Genomic DNA, 23,570 nt, shown 5'->3' on the forward strand with positions numbered 1-23,570 from the left:
GAGGTCGGCGCCGCTCACCGATAGGGACGCAGCGCCCGCCGCCGGGCTTGGTACTCGTCGGCGTCGATCTCGCCCCGTGCGAAACGGTCGTCGAGGACGCGCAGCGGATCGGCCGGCGGTGGCGGGGTGCCGGTGCGGTGACCGGTGCGGAACAGCGCGGCGATGCCGAAGGCCACCAACGCCCAGAAACCGATCATCGTCAGCGCCATCACCATCCAGCCGGCCCAGCCCACTGCGCCCGATCCCCACATCACGGCCGCTCCTTTCCTCGAAAGGCCCGGATCCGAGTCTGGGCCCGTTACCCGACGCCGCGGGTTGGCGTTCGATGAAGGTTCGCTGAAGAACGTCGCCACCGGCCCGCCGCGGCGGTCACGATGGGACATGGCCTCCGGTTCCGATCAGCTCGTCCCCGCCTCTGCCTCGAGCGCAGCGGTCCCCCCGAGCGGCCTGCGGGCGCTGGTGGTCGAAGACGAAGTGGCGCTGGCCCGGGTGGTGGGCACCTACCTCGAACGCGCCGGCTGCGAGGTCACGCTCGTGCACGACGGGCTCGACGCCGTCGAGCGCGCCCGGCAGGTCGATCCGGATGTCGTGGTGCTCGATCTGGGGTTGCCGCACCTGGACGGGATCGAGGTGTGCCGGCAGCTGCGCACGTTCTCCGACGCCTACGTCGTCATGCTCACCGCCCGCGCCGACGAGATCGACACCCTGGTCGGCCTGTCGGTCGGCGCCGACGACTACATGACCAAACCCTTCAGTCCGCGTGAACTCATCGCCCGCATCCAGGCCATGTTGCGGCGCCCCCGACCCTCGACCGGGGACGGCCGCACCCCCGCGCAGTCCGGCACCGATACCGGCCGCCGTACGTTCGGGTCGTTGACCCTCGATGCGGCCGGCCGCGAGGTGTGGGTCGACGGTACCCCGATCGCCTTGACCCGCACCGAATTCGACCTCCTCGCCGCGCTGTCCGCACACCCCAACATGGTGTTCACCCGGGCGCAGCTCATCACCGCGGTGTGGGGCCCGAGCTGGGTCGGCAACGAACACCTGGTCGACGTGCACATCGGGCACCTGCGCCGCAAACTCGGCGACGACGCCACCCGCGGGGTGTTCGTGCGCACCGTGCGCGGGGTCGGATACCGCATGGGAGCCGGGCAGTGACCACACCACCCCCACCGGCGGCAGCAGGGCGGAGGCCCGGGCGCCGCAGTGTCGGATTCGGCAGCCGGCTACTGGCCGCGCAGGCGATCGTCGTCGTCGGCGGCGCGATCAGCGCCTGGCTGGTGGCCGCCGCCGTCGCCCCAGGACTGTTCCACAACCACCTCGAGCAGGCAGGTATCGAGCACGTCTCGACCGAGGCGGCGCATGTGGAGGAGGCGTTCACTTCGGCGATGATCATCTCGCTGGCCATCGCGCTGGTGGTCTCGGCGCTGATGGCGCTGGCGGTGAGCTGGTACTTCACCCGCAGGGTGCAGCGCTCGGTCACCGGCGTGGCCGCCTCGGCCACCGAGATCGCCGGCGGCCACTACGGCGTGCGGCTGCCCGGACCCGGTCTCGGGCACGAATTCGACCAGCTCGCCGAGACGTTCAACCAGCTCGCCGATCGGCTGGACTCGGTCGAAACCACCCGGCGGCGCATGCTCTCGGATCTCGCGCACGAGATGCGCACCCCGCTGGCCACTCTCGATGCCCACCTCGAGGCCCTCGAAGACGGCATCCGGGTTTCCGACGCCGAGACCCTCGCGGTCCTGCGGTCGAGCACCGCCCGGCTCGGGCGGCTCGCCGAGGACATGGGCGCGGTCTCGCGCGCCGAAGAGGGCCGGCTGTCCGTCACGCCCGTGCCCACCGACACCCGCACCCTCGTCGACGCCGCGGTCCGCGTCGCCGCCGACCGCTACGCCGCCAAGGGCGTCGCCCTGGTCGAAGACGTCGAGCACCCCGCCGCGGTCACGGTCGACCCGGACCGGATCGGGCAGGTGCTGGGCAATCTGCTCGACAACGCCCTGCGGCACACCCCCGCCGGGGGCACGGTCACCGTCGCCACCACCGCCGTCGACGGAGAAGCCGGGATCACCGTCACCGACACCGGCGACGGCATCGCCGCCGAGCACCTGAGTCATCTGTTCGACCGGTTCTACCGTGCCGACCCCGCCCGCCGACGGCAAGAAGGCGGCAGCGGCATCGGATTGACCATCGCCCGCGCCCTGGTCGAAGCCCACGGCGGTACGCTGACCGCCTCCAGCGGCGGAGCCGGAACCGGCGCCCGATTCACCGTGCACCTGCCCACCGCCGCAGGCGCCCGCAACAGCGGGCGCACCACCCCTCCGCGGGGTGCCGTGCACGCCGGCACCGGTCCCCGGGAGCGGCGATGAAGAAGCTTGCGCTCGATGCGCTCGCCCGGCACCTGGCCGCGCATGCCGCCGCCGCGCCCAGCGGCCGCAGCGCCGAGACCGTCTACGGCGGGCACGAACACGTGCTGCGGCAGACTCTCGTGGCGTTGCAGGCCGGACAGTCCATGGCCGAGCACGTCAGTCCCGGTGAGGCCACGGTGTACATCCTGCGCGGGCGCATCCGTGTCGTCGCCGACCGGACGAGCTGGGACGGACGCAGCGGCGACCTGATCGCCTTACCCCGCACCCGGCACCGGATCGACGCCGTCGCCGACACGGTCGCGCTGCTCACCGTCGCCAAGTACTGACCTCCGGGTGGTTCAGAGCCCGTCGCCGGGGAGCGGCTGCGCCCACTGCGACGGCTCCGGCTGCAGCATCGGGCTCTGCCCGATCCCCAGATCCTCGAACGGCACCAAGAACGCGATGAACGTCCGATGTCGGCGCTGCCCACCGCTACCGACTGGCGCCGAGCCGGGAATCCGCCCCGGTCCGCTACGGAGGTGGGCTGCGACAAAGCCCTGCTAGGGCAACAGGCCTTGCCGACGGGCCTCGACGACCGCCTCGTGCCGGCTGCCGACCTCGAGCTTGCCCATCAGATTGCGCATGTAGCTCTTGACGGTCTCCACGCTCAGCGACAGCCGCTCGGCGATCTCGGCGTTGCGGCACCCGAGCGCCACGTACGCCAGCACATCCCGTTCCCGCGCCGAGAGCCGCACCGTCGGTGTGGCCGCCCCGCCGGTCAGCGTCCGCAGCTTCTCCTCGACCTCCCGCAGGCGCGCTTCGATCCCCGGGTCGGACGTCTGTGCCGCGATCTCCCGCAGGGCCAGGTAGCTCTCGGTGATGCCCTCCGACACCGACGCGGACACGGCGGACGGGGCGGCGGCGCGGGCGTTGTCGATGAGGGCGACCCGCCGGTCCACCTCGTCCCGGATCTCGATCTCGCGGGCGAGCCTGCGGGCCGACCGCATCACCTGCTCGACGACCACGTCGCCGATCGGCAGGCTGGTCCGCAGGCCGCCGTACAGGGCGGCGCGGGTGCGGCGGCGCACCACCACCGGAACGGCGAGCAGCGACTCGATGCCCTCCCCCGCGACCTCCCGGTCGTACTCGTGGGAGATCTGGGGGGAGTTGAAGTAGTCCGACACCGCGCCGGGCCGTTGCTCGGCGACCACCTTGCCGCCGAGCCCGCACTCGGAGCTGATCACCAGGTCGCGGAGGATGCCGCTGCGGGTGCCGACGAAACCGGACAGCAGCATGTCCCCGCCGTGCACGGTGCCACCGAACAGCACGGGCATCCCGGTCGAGATCTGCAGCTGCCGCAACTCGGCGCGCAGGGCGTCCTCGTCGCTCGGCCGCAGGTGCGCGTGCGGGCCCTGGCGCGTCGCCGCAACATTCGGCGTCCCGACCCGTGTCGATGCCGGGTTCGTCGACGCCGTGCTCGTCGACGCTGGGTTCGTCGACACAGACCTCACCGGAACCACCTCCGAGACCGCGAATACCCACTTCGGAGGGTAGCGGGGAATCTGTCGTGACTCATAACCTCCACCCGTTCCGGTGTTGCAGCGATCACAATGGCGTACACCGACCGAGTGCCGAAGTCCCGGAGGTATCCGTGCCCACCCCCACGTCCGTCCCCACCGCCCGAACGGCGAACCACACCCCGCTCAGCCCCCTGCGGTTCCTCGAGCGTTCGTCGTCCGTGTTCCCCGACCGCACCGCGATCGTCCACGGCGACCGCCGCTACACGTACGCGCAGTTCGCCGACGAGGCGCAGCGCCTGGCCCGCGTCCTGCGCAGCCGGATCCAGCCGGGTGACCGGGTGGCCTTCCTGGCGCCGAACGTGCCGGAACTGCTCATCGCGCACTTCGCGGTGCCGCTCGCCGGAGGCGTGCTGATCGCGCTGAACTCCCGGCTCGCCGGGCCCGAACTCGAGTACATCCTCGGGCACGCCGAGGCGTCGCTGCTGTTCGTCGACTCGGAGTTCGTGGGGTCGGTCGCCGGTGTCACGGCCGGCGTGCCGTCGCTGACGGCGGTCGTGGAGGTGCCGGATTCGACGGTCCCGTACCCCGACGTGCCGGCCGGGATCGTCACCACCCGGTACGACGAGTTCCTCGCCGCCGCCGACGACCTCGACGACACCCCGCTGCACTGGGGCGTCGACGACGAGGAGCAGGTCATCACCCTGAACTACACGTCGGGCACCACCGGCAAGCCGAAGGGCGTGATGTACACGCACCGCGGCGCCTACCTCAATTCCTTCGGCGAGACGTTCCACAACGGGTTCGACGGGAAGACGCAGTACCTGTGGACCCTGCCGATGTTCCACTGCAACGGCTGGTGCACGCCGTGGGCCGTGACGGCGGCCGCCGGCACGCACATCTGCCTGCGGGCCGTGCGGGCGGACGCGATCTGGGACGCCATCGACAACCTGGGCGTGACCAACCTCTGCGGCGCCCCCGCGGTGTGCTCGACCATCGCCGAGGCCCCGCAGGCCCACCGGCTGGACCGGCCGCTACGGATCACCACGGCGGGCGCGCCCCCGTCGCCGACGGTGATCGCGCAGCTCGAGGCGATCGGCGTGACCGTCGTGCACGTGTACGGCCTCACCGAGGTCTACGGGCCGTACACGATCTGCGAATACCAGGACTCGTGGGACGACAAGCCCGCCGAGGAACGCGCGGCGCTCCTGTCGCGGCAGGGCGTGGGCATGCTGCAGGCGGAGAACGCACGGGTCGTCGACGCGAACATGAACGACGTGCCCGCGGACGGGCAGACGATGGGCGAGATCGTGCTGCGCGGCAACAACGTCATGGCCGGGTACTTCAAGGATCCGGAGGCCACGGCGGAGGCGTTCATGGGCGGCTGGTTCCACACCGGCGACCTGGGCGTGATGTACCCGGACGGATACATCCAGCTCAAGGACCGCGCCAAGGACATCATCATCTCCGGCGGCGAGAACATCTCCACCGTGGAGGTCGAGCAGGCCATCGTCAGCCACCCGGCCGTGCTGGACGTCGCGGTGGTGGGCGTGCCCGACGAGAAGTGGGGCGAGCGTCCCAAGGCGTTCGTGATCCTGAAGAAGGGCGAGACCGTGACGGCCGAGGAGCTGATCTCCTACACGCGCACGTTGCTCGCCGGGTACAAGGTGCCGCGGGAGATCGTGTTCCCGCTGGATCTGCCGCGGACGCCGACCGGCAAGATCCTCAAGTTCGAGCTGCGGGCCGCGCACTCGGCGCAGGCCTGACGCCGGCCGCGCCGCCGGGTCCGGCGGCGCGGCCGTTTCGACTTCGATACCGCGGATTGGATACTGAGAACCATGGCACTCGGTCCCGACTCCGCCCGCCGCATCGACGCGACCGGCCCCGATCCCGCCCAGTTCCGGGTGCACGTGGTGACGCAGGCGATCCGCCTGTTCTCCGAGTACGGCTACGAGTCGACCACCGTCGAGCAGATCGCGTCGGCCGCGGGAGTGTCGCGACGGACCTTCTTCCGGCAGTTCCGCTCGAAGGAGGACGTGATCTTCGCCGATCACGAATCGCTGCTCGAGCAGGTCGGACACTATCTGTCGGGGAACTTCGACGATCCGTGGGCGGCCGCCGCCGAGGCCGCCGAGCTGGTGTTCGGGCACTTCCGGGACAAGCGGGAGCTTGCGGTGTGGCGGTATCGCGTGGTGCAGCGGGTGCCTGCGCTGCGCGAGCGGGAGCTGGTCACGACGTACCGCTACGAGCGCCTGTTCACCGACTACCTGCGCTCGGCGGTGCCGTCGGAGTCGGGGGTGCGGATCGTCAGCTTCGCGGCCGCGATGACCGCGACGCACAACTTCCTGCTGCGCGCGATGATCCGCGGCGACGAGTCCGCGACGGCTGAGGAACTGCGCCGCGCGCTGCTCGAGGTGCGGCGCTCGTTCGGTGTCGCACCGGGGCAGAGCGCCGCGCCGGCCGTCGGTCCGGCGCGGGACGCCGAGCGCGCGATCACGGTGGTGACCTATCCCCCGGGCACGTCGCCCGCGGAGGTCGCCCGCCAGGTGCAGGCGCAGCTCGAGGCGGCGTCGGACTGACGTCAATGGGGTGGCCGACGATCCACCACCCCATTGACGTGGCACTGAGTGCCGTGGTTCACTGGAACCGATTTCGTGACGTCGCGAGCCCTCCACTCAGTAGGATGGATGCGACACCCAAACAAGAACTGGCACTGCGTGCCGATAGGAGTCCGCCGTCATGGCCTTCAACCCGGAGTTCGGTCTGTTCAAGCTGGGCGAGGAGCACGATGAGCTCCGCGCCGCCATCCGCGCGCTGGCCGAAAAGGAGATCGCGCCCTACGCCAAGGACGTCGACGAGAACTCCCGCTTCCCGCAGGAGGCCCTCGACGCCCTCAACAAGTCCGGCCTGAACGCGATCCACGTCCCCACGGAGTACGGCGGCGACGGCGCCGACTCGGTCGCCACCTGCATCGTCATCGAGGAGGTCGCCCGCGTCTGCGGTTCGTCCTCGCTGATCCCGGCCGTGAACAAGCTCGGCACCATGGGCCTGATCCTGTCCGGCTCCGAGGAGCTCAAGCAGAAGGTCCTGCCCGACCTGGTCAAGGGCGACATGGCGTCCTACGCGCTGTCCGAGCGGGAGGCCGGCTCCGACGCCGCGGGCATGCGTACCCGCGCCAAGGCCGACGGCGACGACTGGATCCTCAACGGCTCCAAGTGCTGGATCACCAACGGCGGCAAGTCCAGCTGGTACACCGTCATGGCCGTCACCGACCCCGACAAGGGTGCCAACGGCATCTCCGCGTTCATGGTCCACAAGGACGACGAGGGCTTCGTCGTCGGCCCCAAGGAGAAGAAGCTCGGCATCAAGGGCTCCCCGACCGCCGAGCTGTACTTCGAGAACTGCCGCATCCCCGGCGACCGCATCATCGGCGAGCCCGGCACCGGCTTCAAGACCGCCCTCGCGACCCTCGACCACACCCGCCCCACCATCGGCGCGCAGGCGGTCGGCCTCGCGCAGGGTGCGCTCGACGCGGCGATCGCCTACACCAAGGACCGCAAGCAGTTCGGCAAGCCGATCTCCGACTTCCAGGGTGTGCAGTTCATGCTGGCCGACATGGCCATGAAGGTCGAGGCGGCACGCCTGATGGTGTACACCTCCGCGGCGCGCGCCGAGCGCGGGGAGCCGAACCTGGGCTTCATCTCCTCCGCCGCCAAGTGCTTCGCCTCCGACGTCGCGATGGAGGTCACCACGGACGCCGTGCAGCTGTTCGGCGGTGCCGGCTACACCACCGACTTCCCGGTCGAGCGGATGATGCGCGACGCCAAGATCACCCAGATCTACGAGGGCACCAACCAGATCCAGCGGGTCGTCATGTCCCGCGCGCTGCTCCGCTGACGCGGCGGCAGTAAGTTCACCCTGGTCCAACCTTCGTATCGAGGAGAATCTCCCGTGGCAGTGGAATTGATCGGTGTAGTCGGTGGCGGCACGATGGGGGCCGGCATCGCCGAGGTGTGCGCCAAGGCCGGCAGCGACGTGATCGTGCTCGAGACCAGCGAGGAGTTCGCCGACGCGGCCCGCAAGCGCGTCTCCGGCTCGATCGGCAAGGGCGTCGCCCGCGGCAAGATCACGCAGGAGGAGGCCGACGCCGCGATCGCGCGGGTTCGGGTCACCACCGATGTCGCCGATCTCGCCGACCGTGATCTCGTCATCGAGGCGGCACCCGAGATCGAGTCGCTCAAGGTCGACATCTTCACCAAGCTCGACGCGGTCGTGAAGCCCTCCGGCATCTTGGCGACCAACACGTCGTCGCTCCCGGTGATCAAGATGGCCCAGGCGACGTCGCGTCCGGGACAGGTGGTGGGTGTGCACTTCTTCAACCCGGTGCCGGTGATGCCGCTGGTGGAGATCATCTCGGCGCTGACCACCGAGGAGGAGACGGCGAACGCCGTCTTCGACTACGTCAAGAACACCCTCGGCAAGATGACGGTCCGCGCGGGCGACCGCGCCGGCTTCATCGTCAACGCGCTGCTGATCCCGTACCTGACGTCCGCCGTGCGGATGCTCGAGTCGGGCTACGCGACGAAGGAAGACATCGACGCCGCGATGAAGGGCGGCTGCGGCTACCCGATGGGCCCGCTCACCCTCATCGACACCGTCGGTCTCGACGTCACCCTCAACGCCGCCCAGTCGCTGTACGACGAGTTCGCCGAGCCGCACTACGCGCCCCCGGCGCTGCTGCGCCGCATGGTCGACGCCGGCCGCCTCGGCCGCAAGACCGGCCAGGGCTTCTACAGCTACAACTGAGCCCCGCAGCACGAACCCCGTCGCGACGCGCTCGCGGCGGGGTTCGTCGTATCCGTGATCCCCCGCGCGCATCGGTGCCGTCCGCGCGCGGCCACGCCGGGCGAGCGGACCTACGCCGGGGGTGCGTCCCGGTCCGCCTCGGACCGCTCCTCCACGTGCCGCTGCAACGCGCCGATCCGCAAGTCGAGATCCCGGGCGCTCTCCGCGGCGGCGCGCAGTTCGTCGAGCATCTCCCGCGGGACGTGACCGTCGAACTCGGTGCGCAGCCGCGTCGCCACGCTCTCCCACGACTCCATGACCCCGGTGCGGATCTGCACCTCCACGTACACGGTCCGCACCCGGCCGGTCGACGCCACCGGCACCTCCACGACGAGGCACAGCCCGCGGTACCCGTCCGGGCCGGCGCGCTTGATGTAGTCCCTCGCCTCGATCACCCGCACGTCCCGCCGGGCGACGAGCAGGTCCCGTACGCGGTACACGTCGGCGGTGACGGCGCACGTGAGCCGGATCCCGGCGACGTCCCGCCCGAGGTCCTCGACCCGCAGCGGTGGATCGGCCTCGTCCAGGACCGAGTCGGGCGTGGTCAGCCACGTTTCGGCATGCTCGACGGGATCGTAACCGTGGGTGTCGGCGAACTCGCTGCGGACGATGTCGATCTTCGTCCGCAACTCTTCGACACCGAACCCGCAGGTCTTCAGGAACCGAGCCAGATCCCGCCGGAGGATGTCAGTCCGCCCGGGTCCGCTCCCCGTCATCGCCAGCCTCCTCGATCCGCGTCTGCGAATTCGCCGGCCCCGCGCGACGACCGTCGCGCAGCACCTGCCGCAGCGTCCGCGGCGACACGCCCGCCTCGCGGCGGGCCTTGCCGCGGGTGACGAGCACCCCGATGATCGCCACGACCCACACGGGATACTGCGCCAGCCAGGCGACCCGGAACGCCTCGAAGGTGTAGCCGCCGAGACGCTGCAGGATCAACCCCATCGCCTGGATCACCAGCAGGGACGCCAGGAATCCGCCGATGTTGACCATGCCCTGGGCGGTGCCGAGCGCGGTGCTCGGGTTGAATGTCCGCGCATAGTCGAATCCGATCATAGACCCGGGTCCGCCCACCGAGATGGTCACGATCAGGAGGACGAGCAGCCACATCGGGGCCGGCGCCGGCAACAGCAGCACGACCGTCCACATCGCGGCGTTGCTCACCATGATCGACAGCACCAGCCACGAGCGGTGCAGCGGGAACCGGCCGCTGAGGATCCCGAGCACCGGGCCGGCCGCGATCGCCGAGACCACGGAGAGGGTGAGCAGCGAACCGGCGGCCGCCGCGGACAGGCCCTGCGCCGACTGGAGGTACGGCACGCCCCACAGCAACGCGAACGTGGTGATGGAGAATTGGGTGCCCATGTGGGTGAAGAAGCCGAGCCGTGTGCCCGGTCTGCGCCACACCACCCCGATCTGCCCGAGCACCTGCCGCATCCCGGCAGCCTCGGTCCGCACGACCACCCCCGGCGGCGCGTCGCGCACCACTGCGACCGCGAGCACGCAGGCGAGCACACCGAGCGCCGCGGCGCTCGCGAACGCCGCGCTCCACCCCGCTCCGCCCAGGATCAGCACGAAGGGCAGCGCCGAGAGCACCTGACCCAGCTGCCCCAGGATGCCGGTCAGCTGCGACACCAGCGGCACCCGCCGCGTGTCGAACCACACCGGCACCAGCCGCAGCACCGAGATGAAGGTCAGCGCGTCGCCCGCCCCGACGAAGACGCGGGCCGCATAGGCGGCGGGCAGGGACTCGGTGAACGCCAGCACCAGCTGCGCCACCGCCATGATCGCCGCACCCGAGGCGATCATCACCCGGGAACCGAACCGGTCGAGCAGCACCCCGGCCGGAATCTGCATGCTCGCGTACACCACGATCTGCAGGACCACGAAGCCCGACAGCACGGCCGGGGTGATGTCGAAGCGTTCCGTCGCGGCGAGTCCGGATACGCCGAACGACGTGCGATGCATGACGGCCACGACATAGGCGAGGACACCCACGCCCCACACCCACCAAACCCGTTTCATGATGAAACGACCCTACGCGGCGACGCGACTACCCGCCGGTAGTCACTCCCGGCCCCACGACACCCAGGTCGGGTCCGCGGCCCGCCCACCCACGACCGCGTCGGCGAGGGTGTCGAGCCTGGCGACGTGCTCGTCGGTGAGACGCACGTCGAGCGCGCCGGCATTCTCGGTGACCCGCGCGGCGGAGCGGCTGCCCGGGATCGCCACCGACGGCAGCCCGAACTGCCGCGCCTTGGCGTCGAGCCACGCCAGCGCCACCTGCGCGATCGTCGCGCCCACCTCGTCGGCCACCGCGCGCACCGCGGCACGCACCTGCAGGTTCGCGGGCAGCGCGTCGGCGTCGAATCGGGGGAAGCGCCGGCGCAGGTCCTTCTCCCCGATCCGGGCGGCATCGAACGCGTCGGTGAGCAGACCTCGGCTGACCGGCGAGTACGGCACGAAGCCGATGCCCAGCTCGACGGCGGTCGGCACGACGTTCTTCTCGACGTCCCGGGAGACGATGCTCCACTCGGACTGGATCGCGGCGATCGGGTGCACGGCGTGCGCGCGGCGCAGCTCGTCGCCGGTGGCCTCGGACAACCCGATGTGCCGGATCTTGCCGGCCTGCACCAGCTCGGCCAACGCGCCGACCGTGTCCTCGATGGGCACGTCCGGGTCCACGCGGTGCAGGTAGTACAGGTCGACGCGGTCCACCCCGAGCCGGTCGAGGGACTCGTCGAGGGCCTTCTTCGCGTACTCGGGACGGCCGTCGATGCCGCGATTACCGCTGCCCAGCGCGCCGACGAGCCCGAACTTCGTGGCCACCTGCACCTCGTCGCCGCGGTCATGCAGCAGCTTCCCGACGACCCGTTCGCTGGTGCCGTCGCCGTAGACGTTCGCGGTATCGACGAACGTGACCCCCAGGTCGACGGCGTGATGCAGCGTCGCCAAGGCCTCGTCGAGATCGACGGGTCCGTAGGCGGGCGAGACCGACATCGCGCCGTATCCCTGTGCGCTGACGGTCAGGCCGGGGGCGAGGTCGACGGTGGGGACGGGCATGACTTCTCCAGTACTGTCCGGACGATCGGGGGACCGCACCAGGTGCGGCGACACCGATCCTTCCGAACATCGCGGGCCGCCGCACGCCGGGAAACCCGGTGCCGCCGCCACCGCCCGCCTAGGCTGAATCCATGTCGTACGACTGGCTCGAACTGCAGCACATCGCCCGGCAAGGTTTCGAGAGCCGGCTCTCGGCGGTCACCGACTGGTCCGCCCCCACCCCCGACACCGAATGGGACGTCGCCACCCTGTTCCGGCACGTCGTGGACGAGCAACGGTGGGTGCCGCCGCTGCTCGCCGGCAGGACGATCGCCGAGGCGGAGGCCGAACTCGACCCGCTCGGCGACGACCTGTCCGCCGAATGGGACCGGCACGCCGTCGACGCCTCCGTCGCGTGGGCGTCCACCGACCCGGACAAGCAGGTGCACCTGTCTTACGGGATGGTGCCCGTCCGCGACTATCTGCGGCAGCAGGTCGCGGACATCGCGATCCACACGTGGGACCTGGCCCGGGCCGTGGGGGCCGACGAGCGCCTCGATCCCGACCTGGTGGCGGCCGTGTGGGAGGACATACAACCGCAGCGGGACATGCTGGCCGCGAGCGGGCTGTTCGCGCCGCCCGTGCCGGTGCCCGACGACGCGGCCGTGCAGGACCGGTTGCTGGCGCTGACCGGGCGTGATCCCCGACCGGGAGGAACGCGATGAGCACGCCGACCGAGCCGGAGGCGAGCCGCGCGACCGAGCCGGAGGCGAGCACGCCGATCGAGCCGGAGGCGAGCAGCGCGACCGAGCCGGACATCAAGCCCCGCAGCCGCGACGTCACCGACGGCCTCGAGAAGACCGCGGCGCGCGGCATGCTCCGCGCGGTCGGCATGGGCGACGACGACTGGGGCAAGCCGCAGATCGGGGTGGCCTCGTCGTGGAACGAGATCACCCCGTGCAACCTGTCGCTGGACCGGCTGGCGCAGGCGGTCAAGGACGGCGTGCACGCCGCCGGCGGGTATCCACTCGAGTTCGGCACGATCTCCGTCTCCGACGGCATCTCGATGGGCCACGAGGGGATGCACTTCTCGCTGGTGTCGCGGGAGGTGATCGCCGACAGCGTGGAGACGGTCATGCAGGCGGAGCGGCTCGACGGGTCGGTACTGCTCGCAGGATGCGACAAGTCCCTGCCCGGAATGCTGATGGCCGCCGCGCGTCTCGACCTGGCGGCCGTGTTCCTGTATGCGGGGTCGATCCTGCCGGGCGTCGCGAAGCTGTCCGACGGATCCGAACGCGACGTGACGATCATCGACGCCTTCGAGGCGGTCGGCGCCTGCGCCCGCGGGCTGATGAGCCGGGAGGACGTCGACGCGATCGAGCGGGCCATCTGCCCCGGCGAGGGCGCGTGCGGCGGCATGTACACGGCGAACACGATGGCCAGCGCGGCCGAAGCGCTCGGCATGTCGCTGCCGGGAAGCGCGGCGCCGCCGGCGACGGACCGCCGCCGCGACGGGTACGCCCGCCGCAGCGGGCAGGCCGTGGTGAACCTGCTGCGCCGCGGCATCACCGCCTCCGACATCCTCACGAAGGAGGCGTTCGAGAACGCGATCGCCGTGGTGATGGCGTTCGGTGGGTCGACCAACGCGGTGCTGCATCTGCTCGCGATCGCGCACGAGACGCAGGTCGAGCTGAGCCTGGACGACTTCTCCCGCATCGGTGCGCGCGTCCCGCACCTGGCCGACGTCAAGCCGTTCGGCCGGCACGTGATGCAGGACGTCGACCGCATCGGCGGCGTGCCGGTGATCATGAAGACCCTGCTCGACGCGGGCCTGCTGCACGGCGACTGCCTCACCGTCACCGGGCGGACCGTCGCCGAGAACCTGGCCGAGATCGCCCCGCCCGACCCGGACGGGAAGGTGTTGCGCGCACTGAGCGAGCCCATCCATCCCACGGGGGGCATCACGATCCTGAAGGGCAGCCTCGCCCCGGGCGGCGCGGTGGTGAAGTCCGCCGGGTTCGACGAGTCGGTGTTCGAGGGCACCGCCCGGGTCTTCGAGCGCGAGCGTGCCGCGATGGACGCGCTCGAGGACGGCACGATCACCGCGGGAGACGTGGTGGTGATCCGGTACGAGGGCCCGAAGGGCGGGCCGGGAATGCGGGAGATGCTCGCCATCACCGGCGCGATCAAGGGTGCCGGCCTCGGTAAGGACGTGCTGCTGCTCACCGACGGGCGGTTCTCCGGCGGCACGACGGGCCTGTGCGTCGGGCACGTGGCTCCCGAGGCGGTGGACGGTGGCCCGATCGCCTTCGTCCGCGACGGCGACCCGATCCGCCTCGACGTCGCGAACGGCACCCTCGACGTGCTGGTCGACGAGGAGGAACTCGCGTCCCGCCGGCAGGGGTGGGAGCCGCTGCCTCCCCGCTACACCCGCGGGGTGCTGGCCAAGTACACGAAGCTGGTCGGTTCGGCGTCGAGCGGCGCGGTCTGCGGCTGACCCGATTCGCGGATCCGTCGAGGCGGTGGAGAATCGGCCTGCGCGACGGCGCCCTACAGATCGAGGCCGAGGTCGACGTCCCGGCCGTCGAGGGCGCCCCGCAGGATCGCCTGGTCGGCCAGGTCCTCGGCCAGGAATTCCCGGAGCAGGTCCACCGCCTGCACGATCTTCCGGCTGCGCAGCGAATAGAAGACGTTGTTGCCGGAACGTCGCGCGTTCACGATGCCGCGCTCGCGGAGAACGGACAGATGCTGGCTGGCGTTGGACTGGCTGAAGCCCAGCGCCTCGCACAGGTCACCGACGCTGAGTTCGCCGTCCCGCAGCTCGTTGATGATGAGCAGTCGCTTGGGGTCGGCGATGGCCTTGCAGACTCGGGCGTGGAGTTCCTGCAACTGTGCCGCGATGTCCTGTTCCATCACCCCTCCGAACCGAGCGTCGGGTGCCGATTATAGGTGCGCCGGCCGGGCGGCAGCGGATCGCGGCGGGGCGCCGGCCCGGCGAGCGCGACGGTGCCGTCGGTGGCCGCACCGCTCAGTGGGCGGTCTTCAGCGAGGTGGCTGCCGCGCATTGGTTGCGGCCGACGTCGAGGACCTCGAGCTCGTCGTCGGCGGGGGCGAGTTGTCCGGCGTTCACGCGGCGGATCGTCTCGTAGGTGTGCGGGGCTGCGGGCAGCGAGTTCACGATCTGCTCGACGAAGCGTTCGAGGGCGTGCTCGTTCAGCAGTGTGGCGGTGAAAACCTCCTCCAACGTGGTGACGACCAGTCCTTCGGCGTTGATCTCCTCGCTGCTCGACCAGTGGGCCGGGGCGATCATCGTTCGCGGGTCGAGGGGGCGCAGCCTGTCGTGCACGCTGCGGAACAGATCCCGCGCCAGCTCCTCGGCCCGGCCGGTCAGGTCGGGCCGGCCGAGTCCCCGGACGAAGACGGTGTCGCCGACGAGCAGGACCGAATCGCTGACCAGCAGCGCCGTCGTGCCGGGGGTGTGGCCCGGCAGGTGCATGGTCATGGCCCGGACGACGGTGGACCCCAGGTCGAGTGCGTCGCCCTCCTTCAGCGGCCGGTTGGGGAACGGGACGATGCCGCCGGCGTCCTCCGGCGGCAGGTGATACTCCGCATCGAGCCGGGCGGCCAGTGCCGGGCCACCACTGACATGGTCCGCGTGCACGTGGGTGTCCACGACGTGCACGATCGAAACATCTTGCATTCGAGCAAGTTCCAGGTATGCCTCGGTCGATCTGGCGGGGTCGACGACGATGCCGCGGCCGCCGGGCACGCCGACGAGGTACGACAGGCAGGCCTTCGCCGGGCGCTGGAACTGCCAGATGCGCACGTCGCCGGGGAGTCCGGTGATCTCGACGGGAACGAGGAGCCGGTTCCACGCGTCGGTACCGCCCTCGAGGGAGCGGGTGCGCAGGCCCAGCGTCTCGAACTCCTCGGCGACCAGTTCGGAGCCGTTGCCCTGTCCGCAGACGACGACGGCGCCCGCCCGCGTGACGGCGGCCTGTTCCTCGAGTTCTTCCATCACCCGATAGACCGGGACGTGGCGAGTGGGAACGGGCCGGGGTCCTTCGATCCGGCCGGCCCGGAAATCCTCGGTGCTGCGGATGTCGAGGATCTCGGGAACGGTGCCCGCCTGGAGCTCGCGAAACAGTTCCAACGCTGTGACGGTATCGGCCACGGGTCCTCCCAGGGACGAAACGGGCGGGTGGTCCGCACACCGGGAGGGCGACTTTCCGAACCATCTTGCGGTATGCGCATACACGAATGTAGTGTTCTGGATCACATATCGCAACACTCCGCGCGAAGGCCGCACGAGGCCTCCCCGGCAACCACGAAAGGGGCCGGCGCATGTCGGACAACCCGCAGCGTGACGTCGACGACGCCCCGGAGAGCATGACGATCGTGGCGTGGAGCGGCGATCTGGACAGAATGTGGCCGACCCTGATCCTCGGCTCCACCGGCGCCGCCTACGGCATGTCCACGACGATCTTCTTCACCTTCTGGGGACTGTTCCCCCTGGTGCGCGACGACGTCCGGATCACCGGCACCGACGCGATGACCAAGGCGCTGGCCGGCATGAACCGGCCGGGCATGCGGCACATGAAGCTGTCGAAGCTCCACCTGGCCGGCGCCGGGCCCTGGATGATGAAAAGACTTGCGCGCCAGAAGAACGTGGCCCACCCGGCCGAGCTGGTCGAGATGTGCACCGAGCTGGGCGTGAACCTGTGGCCGTGCGAGATGACCATGGACCTGCTGGGCCTTCGCCGCGACCAGCTCCTCGAGGGAGTGGGCGAGCCCGTCGGTGCCGCCACCGCCCTGTCCGCGATGAGCAGGTCCCAGATCAGCCTCTTCATCTGACCCTTCCGAACCCAGGAGCGGACCGTGGACTACCAGATCGACGTCGTCGTCGACGCCAAGGGACAGAAATGCCCGATGCCCGTGCTGCTCGCCTCGCGTGCGATCAAGAAGCTCGAGTCCGGGCAGATCCTGCTCGTCGAGGCCACCGACGGCGGATCGAAACGCGACATCCCGTCGTGGGCGACCGACACGGGAAACGAACTGCTGGACAACAACAGCGAGGACGGCGTCCACCGCTACCTCATCCGGAAGAAGTGAGACGGTGCGCTACGGCTTCGCGATCGATCAGCGCACGTGCATCGGCTGCCACGCCTGCACGGTCGCCTGCAAGACCGAGCACGAGGTGCCGCTCGGCCAGTTCCGCACGTGGGTGAAGTACGTCGACGCGGGTGAGTTTCCGAACACCACAAGATCTTTCGGTGTGATGCGCTGCAACCACTGCACCGACGCACCGTGCGTGAAGATCTGCCCCACCGGCGCGCTGTTCAAGCGCGACGACGGAATCGTCGACTTCGACAACGAGCGCTGCATCGGCTGCAAGAGCTGCATGCAGGCGTGCCCCTACGACGCCATCTACATCGATCAGGACACCCACACCGCGGCGAAGTGCAACATGTGCGCGCACCGCGTCGACAACGACATGGAGCCTGCCTGCGTCGTGGTGTGCCCCACCCACTCGATCTGGGTCGGCGACCTCGACGACCCGACCAGCGGCATCGCCACCCTGGTCAGCACGCAGCAGACCGCCGTGCGCTCGCCGGAACAGAACACCGGGCCGAACGTCTTCTATCTCGGTGCCGACCGGGCGGTCCTCGATCCGCTGGTCGCCCCGGTCGCCGACACCTACATCTGGGCCGAGCCGGACGCGCACCGCCGCGAGACCGCGGCCGACCTGCCCGGGGATCGCACCACGAAGGCGCGCACCACGCTGAACACCGCGCATCCCCGGCCGTGGGGATGGCGCGTGACGACCTACCTGTGGACCAAGGCCGTCGCCGCCGGCGCCCTCGCCGTCGCGGGGCTGGCCCACATCCTGGGCATCGACCTGGGGTGGCTGGGTGACTACGCGGCGCCCGCAGTGGCCATGGCGGGCGCGGCCCTCACCGGAGTCCTGCTGATCTGGGACCTGAAGCGGCCGGAGCGTTTTCTCTACATCTTCCTGAGATCCAACTGGTCCTCGTGGCTCGTGTGGGGCGCCTACGCGCTGGCCGCCTTCGGCGGGGTGGCCGCCCTGTGGGTCCTCGCCGCCTTCCTCGGATCGGCTTGGGGCGCAACCGTGCTCGCCTGGGCCGCCCTGGTCTCCGGCGCGCTGGTCGCCGGCTACACCGGATTCCTCTTCGGGCAGGCCGAGGGCCGCGACCTGTGGCAGTCACCGTTGTTGTTCTGGCACCTGCTGGTTCAGGCCGCCATGGTCGGGACCGGGGCGCTGCTCGTCGTCGCGCCGTTCGCGGGTCTCTCCGACGGGGCGGTCGGCTTCCTCGTGCGCGTCTTCGTGCTCTCGACCGGACTGCACCTGCTGATGCTGCTCATCGAGTACTCCGGCCGGCACGCCAGCCGGCAGGCGACCCTGGCCGCGCACATCATCACCCGCGGCCGCTACGCCCGGCTGTTCTGGCTGGGGGCGATCGTCCCGGCAGTGGTGGCGGCCGCACTGGCCGCCCCGTCGTGGAACGGCTCCGCCGGGGCCGCCCTCCTCGTCGCGGCCGGCCTGCTGACGCAGATCTCACTGCTGGCCTACGAGACTGCGTTCGTCCGGGCGGGCCAGGACCCACCCCTGTCGTGAGCGGCCCGACCGGCACCCGACCACCCACCCGAAGGGAACCCCATGACTGCCGAGACGGAGCACACCCCGACCGGGTCGGCGCTGCCCGGTCAGCGCACGCACGAGCGGCTGCGGAACTTTCCTCCGGTCGAAAACTGGGACCACCACGTCGAATACGACGCCAAGGCCCACCCTCGTAAGGTGCCGCACGAATACATGCTGGTGCCCACCACCTGCTTCAACTGCGAATCGGCGTGCGGCCTGCTCGCGTACGTGGACAAGTCCGACCTGTCCATCAAGCGGCTCGAGGGGAACCCGGCGCATCCGGGCTCACGCGGACGCAACTGCGCCAAAGGTCCCGCGACCATCAACCAGATCAAGGACCCCGAGCGCATCCTGTACCCGCTCAAGCGCGTCGGTGCCCGCGGCAGTGGGCAGTGGGAGCGCATCGGCTGGGACGAGGCCCTCGACGACATCGCCGCCCGGATCCGGGCCGCCATCGTCGAGGACCGCCGGGACGAGGTCGTCTACCACGTGGGCCGACCCGGCGAGGACGGCTTCGCCGAGCGGTTCCTGCTGGCGTGGGGGGTGGACGGACACAACAGCCACACCAACATCTGCTCCGCCGGCGCCCGGCTGGGCTACGCCCTGTGGGGTGGCTACGACCGGCCCTCACCGGACTACGCGAACGCCAAGGTCATCCTGCTGATCTCGAGCCACCTCGAGACCGGGCACTACTTCAACCCGCACGCGCAGCGGATCATGGAGGGCAAGGTCGAGGGCGGCGCCAAGGTCGTCGTGCTCGATCCGCGGCTGTCGAACACCGCGTCCCACGCCGACCTGTGGATCGCCCCGTGGCCCGGCAGCGAGGCGGCGATCCTGCTGTCCGTCGCGTCGTACCTGCTGCGCACCGGCCACATCGACCGGGCATTCCTGCGCCGCTGGGTGAACTGGCCCACCTACATGAAGCACCGCCACCCCGACCTGCCCGCCGACGACTTCGACGTGTTCGTCGGCGCACTGACCGAGGACTACGCCTGCTTCACCTTCGCCTTCGCCGCGCAGGAGGCGCAGGTACCCGAGAAGCAGATCGCCGAACTCGCCCGGATCGTCGCCACCGCCGGCTCGGCCCTGTCGGCGCACGTGTGGCGGGCGGCGACCGCCGGCAACCTCGGCGGGTGGCAGGTCTCGCGGGCCCTGTTCTTCCTCAACGTCCTCACCGGCAGCGTCGGCACCAAGGGCGGCACCAGCCCCAACGGCTGGGACAAGATCATCGCCCACGGCCCGAACCTGCCCCAGGGACACGAGTCCTGGAACGAGCTGCTCTGGCCCCCCGAGTTCCCCCTGTCGACCAACGAGATGTCGATCCTGCTGCCGCATCTGCTCCAGGACGGCCGCGGCACGCTGTCGATGTACTTCTCGCGCGTCTACAACCCGGTGTGGACCAACCCCGACGGCTTCAGCTGGCTGGAGGCCCTGACCGACGAATCGCTCGTGGGCTGCCACGTCGCACTCACCCCCACGTGGTCCGAGACGGCAACCTTCGCCGACTACGTCCTGCCCATGGGGCACAGCACCGAGCGGCACGACACCCAGTCCTACGAGCAGTACGCCGGCAAGTGGCTCGGATTCCGCCAGCCCGTCACCCGGGTGGCGCTCGAGCGCATGGGCCGGAGCGTGTCCGACTCCCGCGAGTCCAATCCCGGAGAGGTGTGGGAGGAGAACGAGTTCTGGTTCGAGCTGTCCTGGCGCATCGACCCCGACGGCAGCCTCGGCATCCGCAAGTTCTTCGAATCCCCCTACCGGCCCGGGCAGAAGGTCACCGTCGACGAGTACTACCGGTGGGTGTTCGAGAACAGCGTGCCCGGCCTGCCGAAGGCCGCGGCCGACCAAGGGCTCACCCCACTGGAGTACATGCGCAGATACGGCGTCTTCGAGGTCGCCAAGGACACCTACCGGCTCGACGAGCGGCCGCTGACGGCCGCCGAGACCGAGGGGGCGGACCCGGACGAGCACGGGGTGCTGCGCAAACCCGTCACCCTGGACTCGACCCCGCCGCTCGTCGGCGAGGCGGGTGCCGTCGGTGTCGTCCACGAGGACGGCAGCAGGACCGCCGGGTGGCTCACCCCGTCGCGCAAACTCGAGCTGTTCAGCGAGACCATGGTCGACTTCGGGTGGGAGGAGTACGCCACGCCCGGCTACATCGAGTCCCACGTCGGGCACCGCTCGATCGACCCGGCGAACAACGAGATCGTGCTCGTGCCGACCTTCCGCCTGCCGACCCTGGTCCATACTCGGTCCGCGAACGCGAAGTACCTCAACGAGATCAGCAACACGCATCCGCTGTGGACGAATCCCTCGGACGCCGCGCGCTTCGGCGTCGGCACGGGTGACCTGGTCCGGGTCAACACCGAGATCGGGTACTTCGTGGCCCGTGTGTGGGCGACCGAGTCGATCCGCCCCGGCGTCCTCGCGCTCTCGCACCACATGGGCCGCTGGCGCACGTCCGAGAACGCCGGATCCCGTTGGGCGATGGGCCTCGTCGATCTCGACAACGACGGAGACGGGGTGTGGCGGTTGCGCTACAAGCAGGGCGTACAGCCGTTCCGCAGCGACGACCCGGACAGCGAGCGGATCTACTGGGAAGACCCCGGCGTGCATCAGAACCTCGCCTTCGCCGTGCACCCCGACCCGCTGTCGGGCATGCACTGCTGGCACCAGAAGGTGCGCGTGGAGAAGGCCCACGCCGACGACCGGTACGGCGACGTGGTGGTGGACACCCGGCGGTCCCGCGAGGTCTACCGCGCCTGGCTGGCGTACACCCGGCCCGGCCCCAGCCGGTCCGGGCTGCGCCGCCCGGAGTTCCTGATGCGCCCGGTCAAACCCCGCCGGCGTGCCTTCCGCGCGCCCGGGACGGAGGAGCGAACATGAGCCTGCTGTCGCGGAGGACGTCCGGCCCGGCGGTCTCCGCGGCTGCGGTGCGTGCCGCGCTGGCCCGGGTCGAGGATCCCGAGCTGCATCTGCCGCTCGAGCAGGCCGGCATGCTCGGCGAGGTGAGGATCGATCGCTCCGGACTCGTCCGGGTGACCGTCCGGCTCACCACCTCCTCGTGTCCGATGCAGGCCTCCCTCTCCGCCGACGTCACCGCGGCCGCCGGGGCAGTCGCCGGCGTGACCGGCGTCGAGGTCGTCTTCACGGCGATGAGCGAAGCCGAGCGGAGGCGGCTCGCCGCCCGCTTGCGCGGCACGAGACCAGAGGACGCTCCCCCCTTCGGTCCCGATTCGGCGACCCGGGTGTACGCCGTGGCCTCCGGCAAGGGCGGCGTCGGCAAGTCGACGCTCACGGCCAACCTCGCGGTGGCGCTGGCCCAGCAGGGCAAGCGGGTCGGCGTTCTCGACGCCGACGTCTGGGGTTACTCCGTTCCGCATCTGTTCGGGGTGCGCCGCGCACCGGTCGCCCTGCACGGAACGATGCTGCCGGTCGAGGCGTTCGGCGTCGCCCTCATGTCCGTCGGGTTCTTCGTCCGCGACGACGAGCCGGTCGTCTGGCGCGGCCCCATGCTGCACAAGGCGATCGAGCAGTTCCTGCGCGACGTGTACTGGGGTGAACTCGACGTCCTGCTCATCGACCTGCCACCGGGCACCGGAGATGTGACACTTTCGCTGCTCGAACTCGTGCCGGACGCGGCGCTCCTCGTCGTCACCACGCCCCAGCCGGCGGCCCAGACCGTCGCCCAGCGGGTGGGCCGCATGGCGCGTGACCTGCGGATGCCGGTCGCCGGCGTCGTGGAGAACATGTCGGCGCTGGTGTGCTCGTCGTGCCACGCGAGCACACCGTTGTTTGGTACCGGAGGCGGCGAGTGCCTCGCCCGGGCCATCGCGGCACCGCTCCTCGGGCAGGTGCCCCTCGACCTCGACCTGCGCGCGGCGGGCGACAGCGGCATCCCGGCCATGGTGGCGACGCCGCACGCCCATTCCGTCTCGCAGATCCGGCAGATCGCCGCGGCCCTGCCGGCCCCGAGACGAAGCCTCGTCGGCCGGCCGCTACCGCTGTCGGTCCCGTAGCCGGCCGACGAGCCCGCGCCTGTACGTCAGATGGGGCGGTAACCCGCGCCGACGCCGCCCCGGGCGTCGACGTCGCCGAGGATCGTGACGAAGTTGGTGCCCACCTCCGGGCCGATGCACGGTGTGAGCAGGTAGGCGTTGACCATCGCGACGAGCGTCGTGCCGACGACCAGCGGGGCGCCGGAGTCGCCCTCGACGACGCACACCTGCGTCCAGGTCTCCTGGGAGTTGAACACGTCGCCCCACACGACACCACAGGTGTTGCCGGTGGTGCGGCCTTCCTTGCACGCCACGTTGGGGAACCCCACGGGGGTGCCGACGCCGGTGATGGTGACGTTGCCGACCCGGTTCACCGGCGCGACGCGGCCGCGGTCGAACTCGATCACCGAGTAGTCGAGCACCTCGTTGGTGCCGACGATGCGCCCGACGACCCCGGCCCCGGGGTCCGCCTCGGACTTCACGGTCGTCCCGGGACCGCCGCAGTGGCCGGCGGTGAAACCGACGAGCCGGCCGCCACGGTCGTTGCCGATCGTGGCGAGCGTGCAGTCGAACAGATCCTCGGATCCGTTGCCGAGCGTGATGCCCGACCCGCCCCCGAGCGGAACCGGCGGCGCCGCCACCGCGACCCCCGTCCCACCTGTCAGCAGTGCGACCCCCGCGACGATCGCCATCGCAACGCGCTTGAACATGAGCCCTCCCGCCCGGCCGGTTCCGGCCGCATCAGCGGATCAGACTACCCGGTCGGGCCCGATCCCAGGCTCTCCAACGCCTTTCTGGCCTCCTCGAGTTCGCGGCTGAGCTGCGCGACGCGTTCCTCCGCGGCCTGGCGCGCCGCGTCGATCACGGACCGGACCGCCTCGAGGGCCGCCTCGTCGCCGAGCTCGAGCACGGCGCGCTCCACGGCGTCGGGGCTGACGGGATTGGCCTTGCTCAGGCGCCGGGTGCCCTGCGCGACACCGACCGTCCACTCCTGCTCGGGGTCGATGGTGATGGTGACGGTCACGCCGGGCTGCTTCTTGGGCCGACGCGACGCCGCCTTCGGCTTCGGGGTCGCGCCGGTCTGCGGTTCGGGTGCGGTCGGCGGCACGGTGGTGGTCTCCTTCGTGGCGGGGGTGGATACCCGGGACGAGCTCTTCGGGGC

At 70.5% G+C, this 23,570-nt stretch carries 23 protein-coding genes; 14 read left to right on the plus strand and 9 right to left on the minus strand.

The annotated features are described in order from the left end of the window. Window positions 1-14 precede the first annotated feature (14 nt). Window positions 15-251, minus strand: a complete 237-nt coding sequence (locus G6039_RS14065; RefSeq protein ID WP_037201187.1) for an SHOCT domain-containing protein — start codon at window positions 249-251, stop codon at window positions 15-17. 205 nt (window positions 252-456) lie between these two features. Between G6039_RS14065 and G6039_RS14070 the strand changes: the two genes are divergently transcribed. Genes G6039_RS14070 through G6039_RS14080 form a run of 3 tightly spaced genes read left to right on the plus strand, consistent with a single transcriptional unit; the run spans window position 457 to window position 2,695 of the window. Continuing rightward, complete coding sequence (locus G6039_RS14070) at window positions 457-1,158, plus strand: response regulator transcription factor (RefSeq protein WP_043802950.1); 702 nt, start codon at window positions 457-459, stop codon at window positions 1,156-1,158. Next, window positions 1,155-2,369: a sensor histidine kinase gene (locus G6039_RS14075; protein ID WP_043802919.1), complete on the plus strand. Its 1,215-nt coding sequence runs from the start codon at window positions 1,155-1,157 to the stop codon at window positions 2,367-2,369. The genes G6039_RS14070 and G6039_RS14075 overlap by 4 nt, the downstream gene beginning before the upstream one ends. Beyond that, window positions 2,366-2,695 carry a cupin domain-containing protein gene (locus tag G6039_RS14080; protein ID WP_029546350.1) on the plus strand — a complete coding sequence of 110 codons (330 nt, stop codon included), beginning with the start codon at window positions 2,366-2,368 and terminating at the stop codon, window positions 2,693-2,695. The genes G6039_RS14075 and G6039_RS14080 overlap by 4 nt, the downstream gene beginning before the upstream one ends. A gap of 213 nt (window positions 2,696-2,908) precedes the next feature. On the opposite strand, the gene G6039_RS14085 is transcribed toward G6039_RS14080, so the two are convergent. Then, a complete protein-coding gene (locus G6039_RS14085) occupies window positions 2,909-3,745 on the minus strand; it encodes a helix-turn-helix transcriptional regulator (RefSeq protein ID WP_037202046.1) in 837 nt (278 codons plus the stop codon). Window positions 3,746-3,999: 254 nt separating this feature from the next. Between G6039_RS14085 and G6039_RS14090 the strand changes: the two genes are divergently transcribed. The 4 genes from G6039_RS14090 to G6039_RS14105 all read left to right on the plus strand — a co-directional run bounded on the left by G6039_RS14090 (window position 4,000) and on the right by G6039_RS14105 (window position 8,671). After that, a complete protein-coding gene (locus tag G6039_RS14090) occupies window positions 4,000-5,631 on the plus strand; it encodes an acyl--CoA ligase family protein (protein WP_043802914.1) in 1,632 nt (543 codons plus the stop codon). A gap of 72 nt (window positions 5,632-5,703) precedes the next feature. Beyond that, the gene (locus tag G6039_RS14095) at window positions 5,704-6,444 is read left to right on the plus strand and encodes a TetR family transcriptional regulator (RefSeq protein WP_006930316.1); all 741 of its coding nucleotides are present in this window, start codon (window positions 5,704-5,706) and stop codon (window positions 6,442-6,444) included. A 160-nt stretch (window positions 6,445-6,604) separates the two neighbouring features. Further along, the gene (locus G6039_RS14100; protein WP_006930317.1) at window positions 6,605-7,762 is read left to right on the plus strand and encodes an acyl-CoA dehydrogenase; all 1,158 of its coding nucleotides are present in this window, start codon (window positions 6,605-6,607) and stop codon (window positions 7,760-7,762) included. 60 nt (window positions 7,763-7,822) lie between these two features. After that, on the plus strand, window positions 7,823-8,671 hold the full coding sequence (locus G6039_RS14105) for a 3-hydroxybutyryl-CoA dehydrogenase (protein WP_029546354.1): 849 nt from the start codon (window positions 7,823-7,825) through the stop codon (window positions 8,669-8,671). Between the two features lie 110 nt (window positions 8,672-8,781). On the opposite strand, the gene G6039_RS14110 is transcribed toward G6039_RS14105, so the two are convergent. From G6039_RS14110 to G6039_RS14120, 3 genes are read right to left on the minus strand one after another with little or no spacing between them, the layout of a single operon-like run. Continuing rightward, complete coding sequence (locus G6039_RS14110; protein ID WP_006930319.1) at window positions 8,782-9,426, minus strand: GTP pyrophosphokinase; 645 nt, start codon at window positions 9,424-9,426, stop codon at window positions 8,782-8,784. Beyond that, on the minus strand, window positions 9,398-10,732 hold the full coding sequence (locus G6039_RS14115) for an MFS transporter (protein ID WP_006930320.1): 1,335 nt from the start codon (window positions 10,730-10,732) through the stop codon (window positions 9,398-9,400). The genes G6039_RS14110 and G6039_RS14115 overlap by 29 nt, the downstream gene beginning before the upstream one ends. 42 nt (window positions 10,733-10,774) lie before the next feature. After that, a complete protein-coding gene (locus G6039_RS14120; RefSeq protein WP_043802911.1) occupies window positions 10,775-11,770 on the minus strand; it encodes an aldo/keto reductase in 996 nt (331 codons plus the stop codon). A 131-nt stretch (window positions 11,771-11,901) separates the two neighbouring features. On the opposite strand from G6039_RS14120, the gene G6039_RS14125 reads away from it, so the two are divergent. Further along, window positions 11,902-12,474 (plus strand): TIGR03086 family metal-binding protein, encoded by a 573-nt coding sequence (locus G6039_RS14125; RefSeq protein WP_043802909.1) that lies wholly within the window; start codon window positions 11,902-11,904, stop codon window positions 12,472-12,474. After that, window positions 12,471-14,246 carry a dihydroxy-acid dehydratase gene (gene ilvD / locus G6039_RS14130; protein ID WP_206531035.1) on the plus strand — a complete coding sequence of 592 codons (1,776 nt, stop codon included), beginning with the start codon at window positions 12,471-12,473 and terminating at the stop codon, window positions 14,244-14,246. Before G6039_RS14125 ends, ilvD begins: the two co-directional genes overlap by 4 nt. Window positions 14,247-14,299: 53 nt before the next feature. Here the strand turns inward: ilvD and G6039_RS14135 are convergent, their stop codons facing one another. Continuing rightward, on the minus strand, window positions 14,300-14,662 hold the full coding sequence (locus G6039_RS14135) for an ArsR/SmtB family transcription factor (RefSeq protein WP_006930324.1): 363 nt from the start codon (window positions 14,660-14,662) through the stop codon (window positions 14,300-14,302). Between the two features lie 115 nt (window positions 14,663-14,777). Continuing rightward, entirely contained in the window at window positions 14,778-15,902 is a 1,125-nt protein-coding gene (locus G6039_RS14140; protein WP_231772402.1) for an MBL fold metallo-hydrolase, read from the minus strand. A 191-nt stretch (window positions 15,903-16,093) separates the two neighbouring features. Between G6039_RS14140 and G6039_RS14145 the strand changes: the two genes are divergently transcribed. From G6039_RS14145 to G6039_RS14165, 5 genes are read left to right on the plus strand one after another with little or no spacing between them, the layout of a single operon-like run. Beyond that, entirely contained in the window at window positions 16,094-16,603 is a 510-nt protein-coding gene (locus G6039_RS14145) for a DsrE/DsrF/DrsH-like family protein (protein WP_006930336.1), read from the plus strand. Window positions 16,604-16,627: 24 nt separating this feature from the next. Further along, on the plus strand, window positions 16,628-16,861 hold the full coding sequence (locus G6039_RS14150) for a sulfurtransferase TusA family protein (RefSeq protein WP_029546361.1): 234 nt from the start codon (window positions 16,628-16,630) through the stop codon (window positions 16,859-16,861). Between the two features lie 4 nt (window positions 16,862-16,865). Continuing rightward, window positions 16,866-18,386 (plus strand): 4Fe-4S dicluster domain-containing protein, encoded by a 1,521-nt coding sequence (locus G6039_RS31250; RefSeq protein ID WP_043802902.1) that lies wholly within the window; start codon window positions 16,866-16,868, stop codon window positions 18,384-18,386. 42 nt (window positions 18,387-18,428) lie between these two features. After that, complete coding sequence (locus G6039_RS14160) at window positions 18,429-21,296, plus strand: molybdopterin-dependent oxidoreductase (RefSeq protein ID WP_043802898.1); 2,868 nt, start codon at window positions 18,429-18,431, stop codon at window positions 21,294-21,296. Then, window positions 21,293-22,429 (plus strand): Mrp/NBP35 family ATP-binding protein, encoded by a 1,137-nt coding sequence (locus G6039_RS14165; protein WP_051446183.1) that lies wholly within the window; start codon window positions 21,293-21,295, stop codon window positions 22,427-22,429. The genes G6039_RS14160 and G6039_RS14165 overlap by 4 nt, the downstream gene beginning before the upstream one ends. 26 nt (window positions 22,430-22,455) lie before the next feature. On the opposite strand, the gene G6039_RS14170 is transcribed toward G6039_RS14165, so the two are convergent. Beyond that, a complete protein-coding gene (locus G6039_RS14170; RefSeq protein WP_043802893.1) occupies window positions 22,456-23,118 on the minus strand; it encodes a chymotrypsin family serine protease in 663 nt (220 codons plus the stop codon). A gap of 44 nt (window positions 23,119-23,162) precedes the next feature. Then, on the minus strand, window positions 23,163-23,570 hold a 408-nt coding region (locus tag G6039_RS14175), incomplete at its 5' end, for a DUF6319 family protein (protein WP_241258785.1).

Origin of the sequence: Rhodococcus aetherivorans, from assembly GCF_011058165.1 — a bacterium.
In the GTDB taxonomy this organism is placed as follows: domain Bacteria; phylum Actinomycetota; class Actinomycetes; order Mycobacteriales; family Mycobacteriaceae; genus Rhodococcus; species Rhodococcus aetherivorans.

What these genes read in the sequence shown, in the direction of transcription:
- G6039_RS14080 (WP_029546350.1), top strand. Translation starts at nt 2,366, where the DNA reads ATGAAGAAGCTTGCGCTCGATGCGCTCGCCCGGCACCTGGCCGCGCAT.
- G6039_RS14170 (WP_043802893.1), bottom strand. Translation starts at nt 23,118, where the DNA reads ATGTTCAAGCGCGTTGCGATGGCGATCGTCGCGGGGGTCGCACTGCTG.
- G6039_RS14110 (WP_006930319.1), bottom strand. Translation starts at nt 9,426, where the DNA reads ATGACGGGGAGCGGACCCGGGCGGACTGACATCCTCCGGCGGGATCTG.
- G6039_RS14125 (WP_043802909.1), top strand. Translation starts at nt 11,902, where the DNA reads ATGTCGTACGACTGGCTCGAACTGCAGCACATCGCCCGGCAAGGTTTC.
- G6039_RS14135 (WP_006930324.1), bottom strand. Translation starts at nt 14,662, where the DNA reads ATGGAACAGGACATCGCGGCACAGTTGCAGGAACTCCACGCCCGAGTC.
- G6039_RS14160 (WP_043802898.1), top strand. Translation starts at nt 18,429, where the DNA reads ATGACTGCCGAGACGGAGCACACCCCGACCGGGTCGGCGCTGCCCGGT.
- ilvD (WP_206531035.1), top strand. Translation starts at nt 12,471, where the DNA reads ATGAGCACGCCGACCGAGCCGGAGGCGAGCCGCGCGACCGAGCCGGAG.
- G6039_RS14095 (WP_006930316.1), top strand. Translation starts at nt 5,704, where the DNA reads ATGGCACTCGGTCCCGACTCCGCCCGCCGCATCGACGCGACCGGCCCC.
- G6039_RS14100 (WP_006930317.1), top strand. Translation starts at nt 6,605, where the DNA reads ATGGCCTTCAACCCGGAGTTCGGTCTGTTCAAGCTGGGCGAGGAGCAC.
- G6039_RS14120 (WP_043802911.1), bottom strand. Translation starts at nt 11,770, where the DNA reads ATGCCCGTCCCCACCGTCGACCTCGCCCCCGGCCTGACCGTCAGCGCA.
- G6039_RS14065 (WP_037201187.1), bottom strand. Translation starts at nt 251, where the DNA reads ATGTGGGGATCGGGCGCAGTGGGCTGGGCCGGCTGGATGGTGATGGCG.
- G6039_RS14165 (WP_051446183.1), top strand. Translation starts at nt 21,293, where the DNA reads ATGAGCCTGCTGTCGCGGAGGACGTCCGGCCCGGCGGTCTCCGCGGCT.
- G6039_RS14115 (WP_006930320.1), bottom strand. Translation starts at nt 10,732, where the DNA reads ATGAAACGGGTTTGGTGGGTGTGGGGCGTGGGTGTCCTCGCCTATGTC.
- G6039_RS14145 (WP_006930336.1), top strand. Translation starts at nt 16,094, where the DNA reads ATGTCGGACAACCCGCAGCGTGACGTCGACGACGCCCCGGAGAGCATG.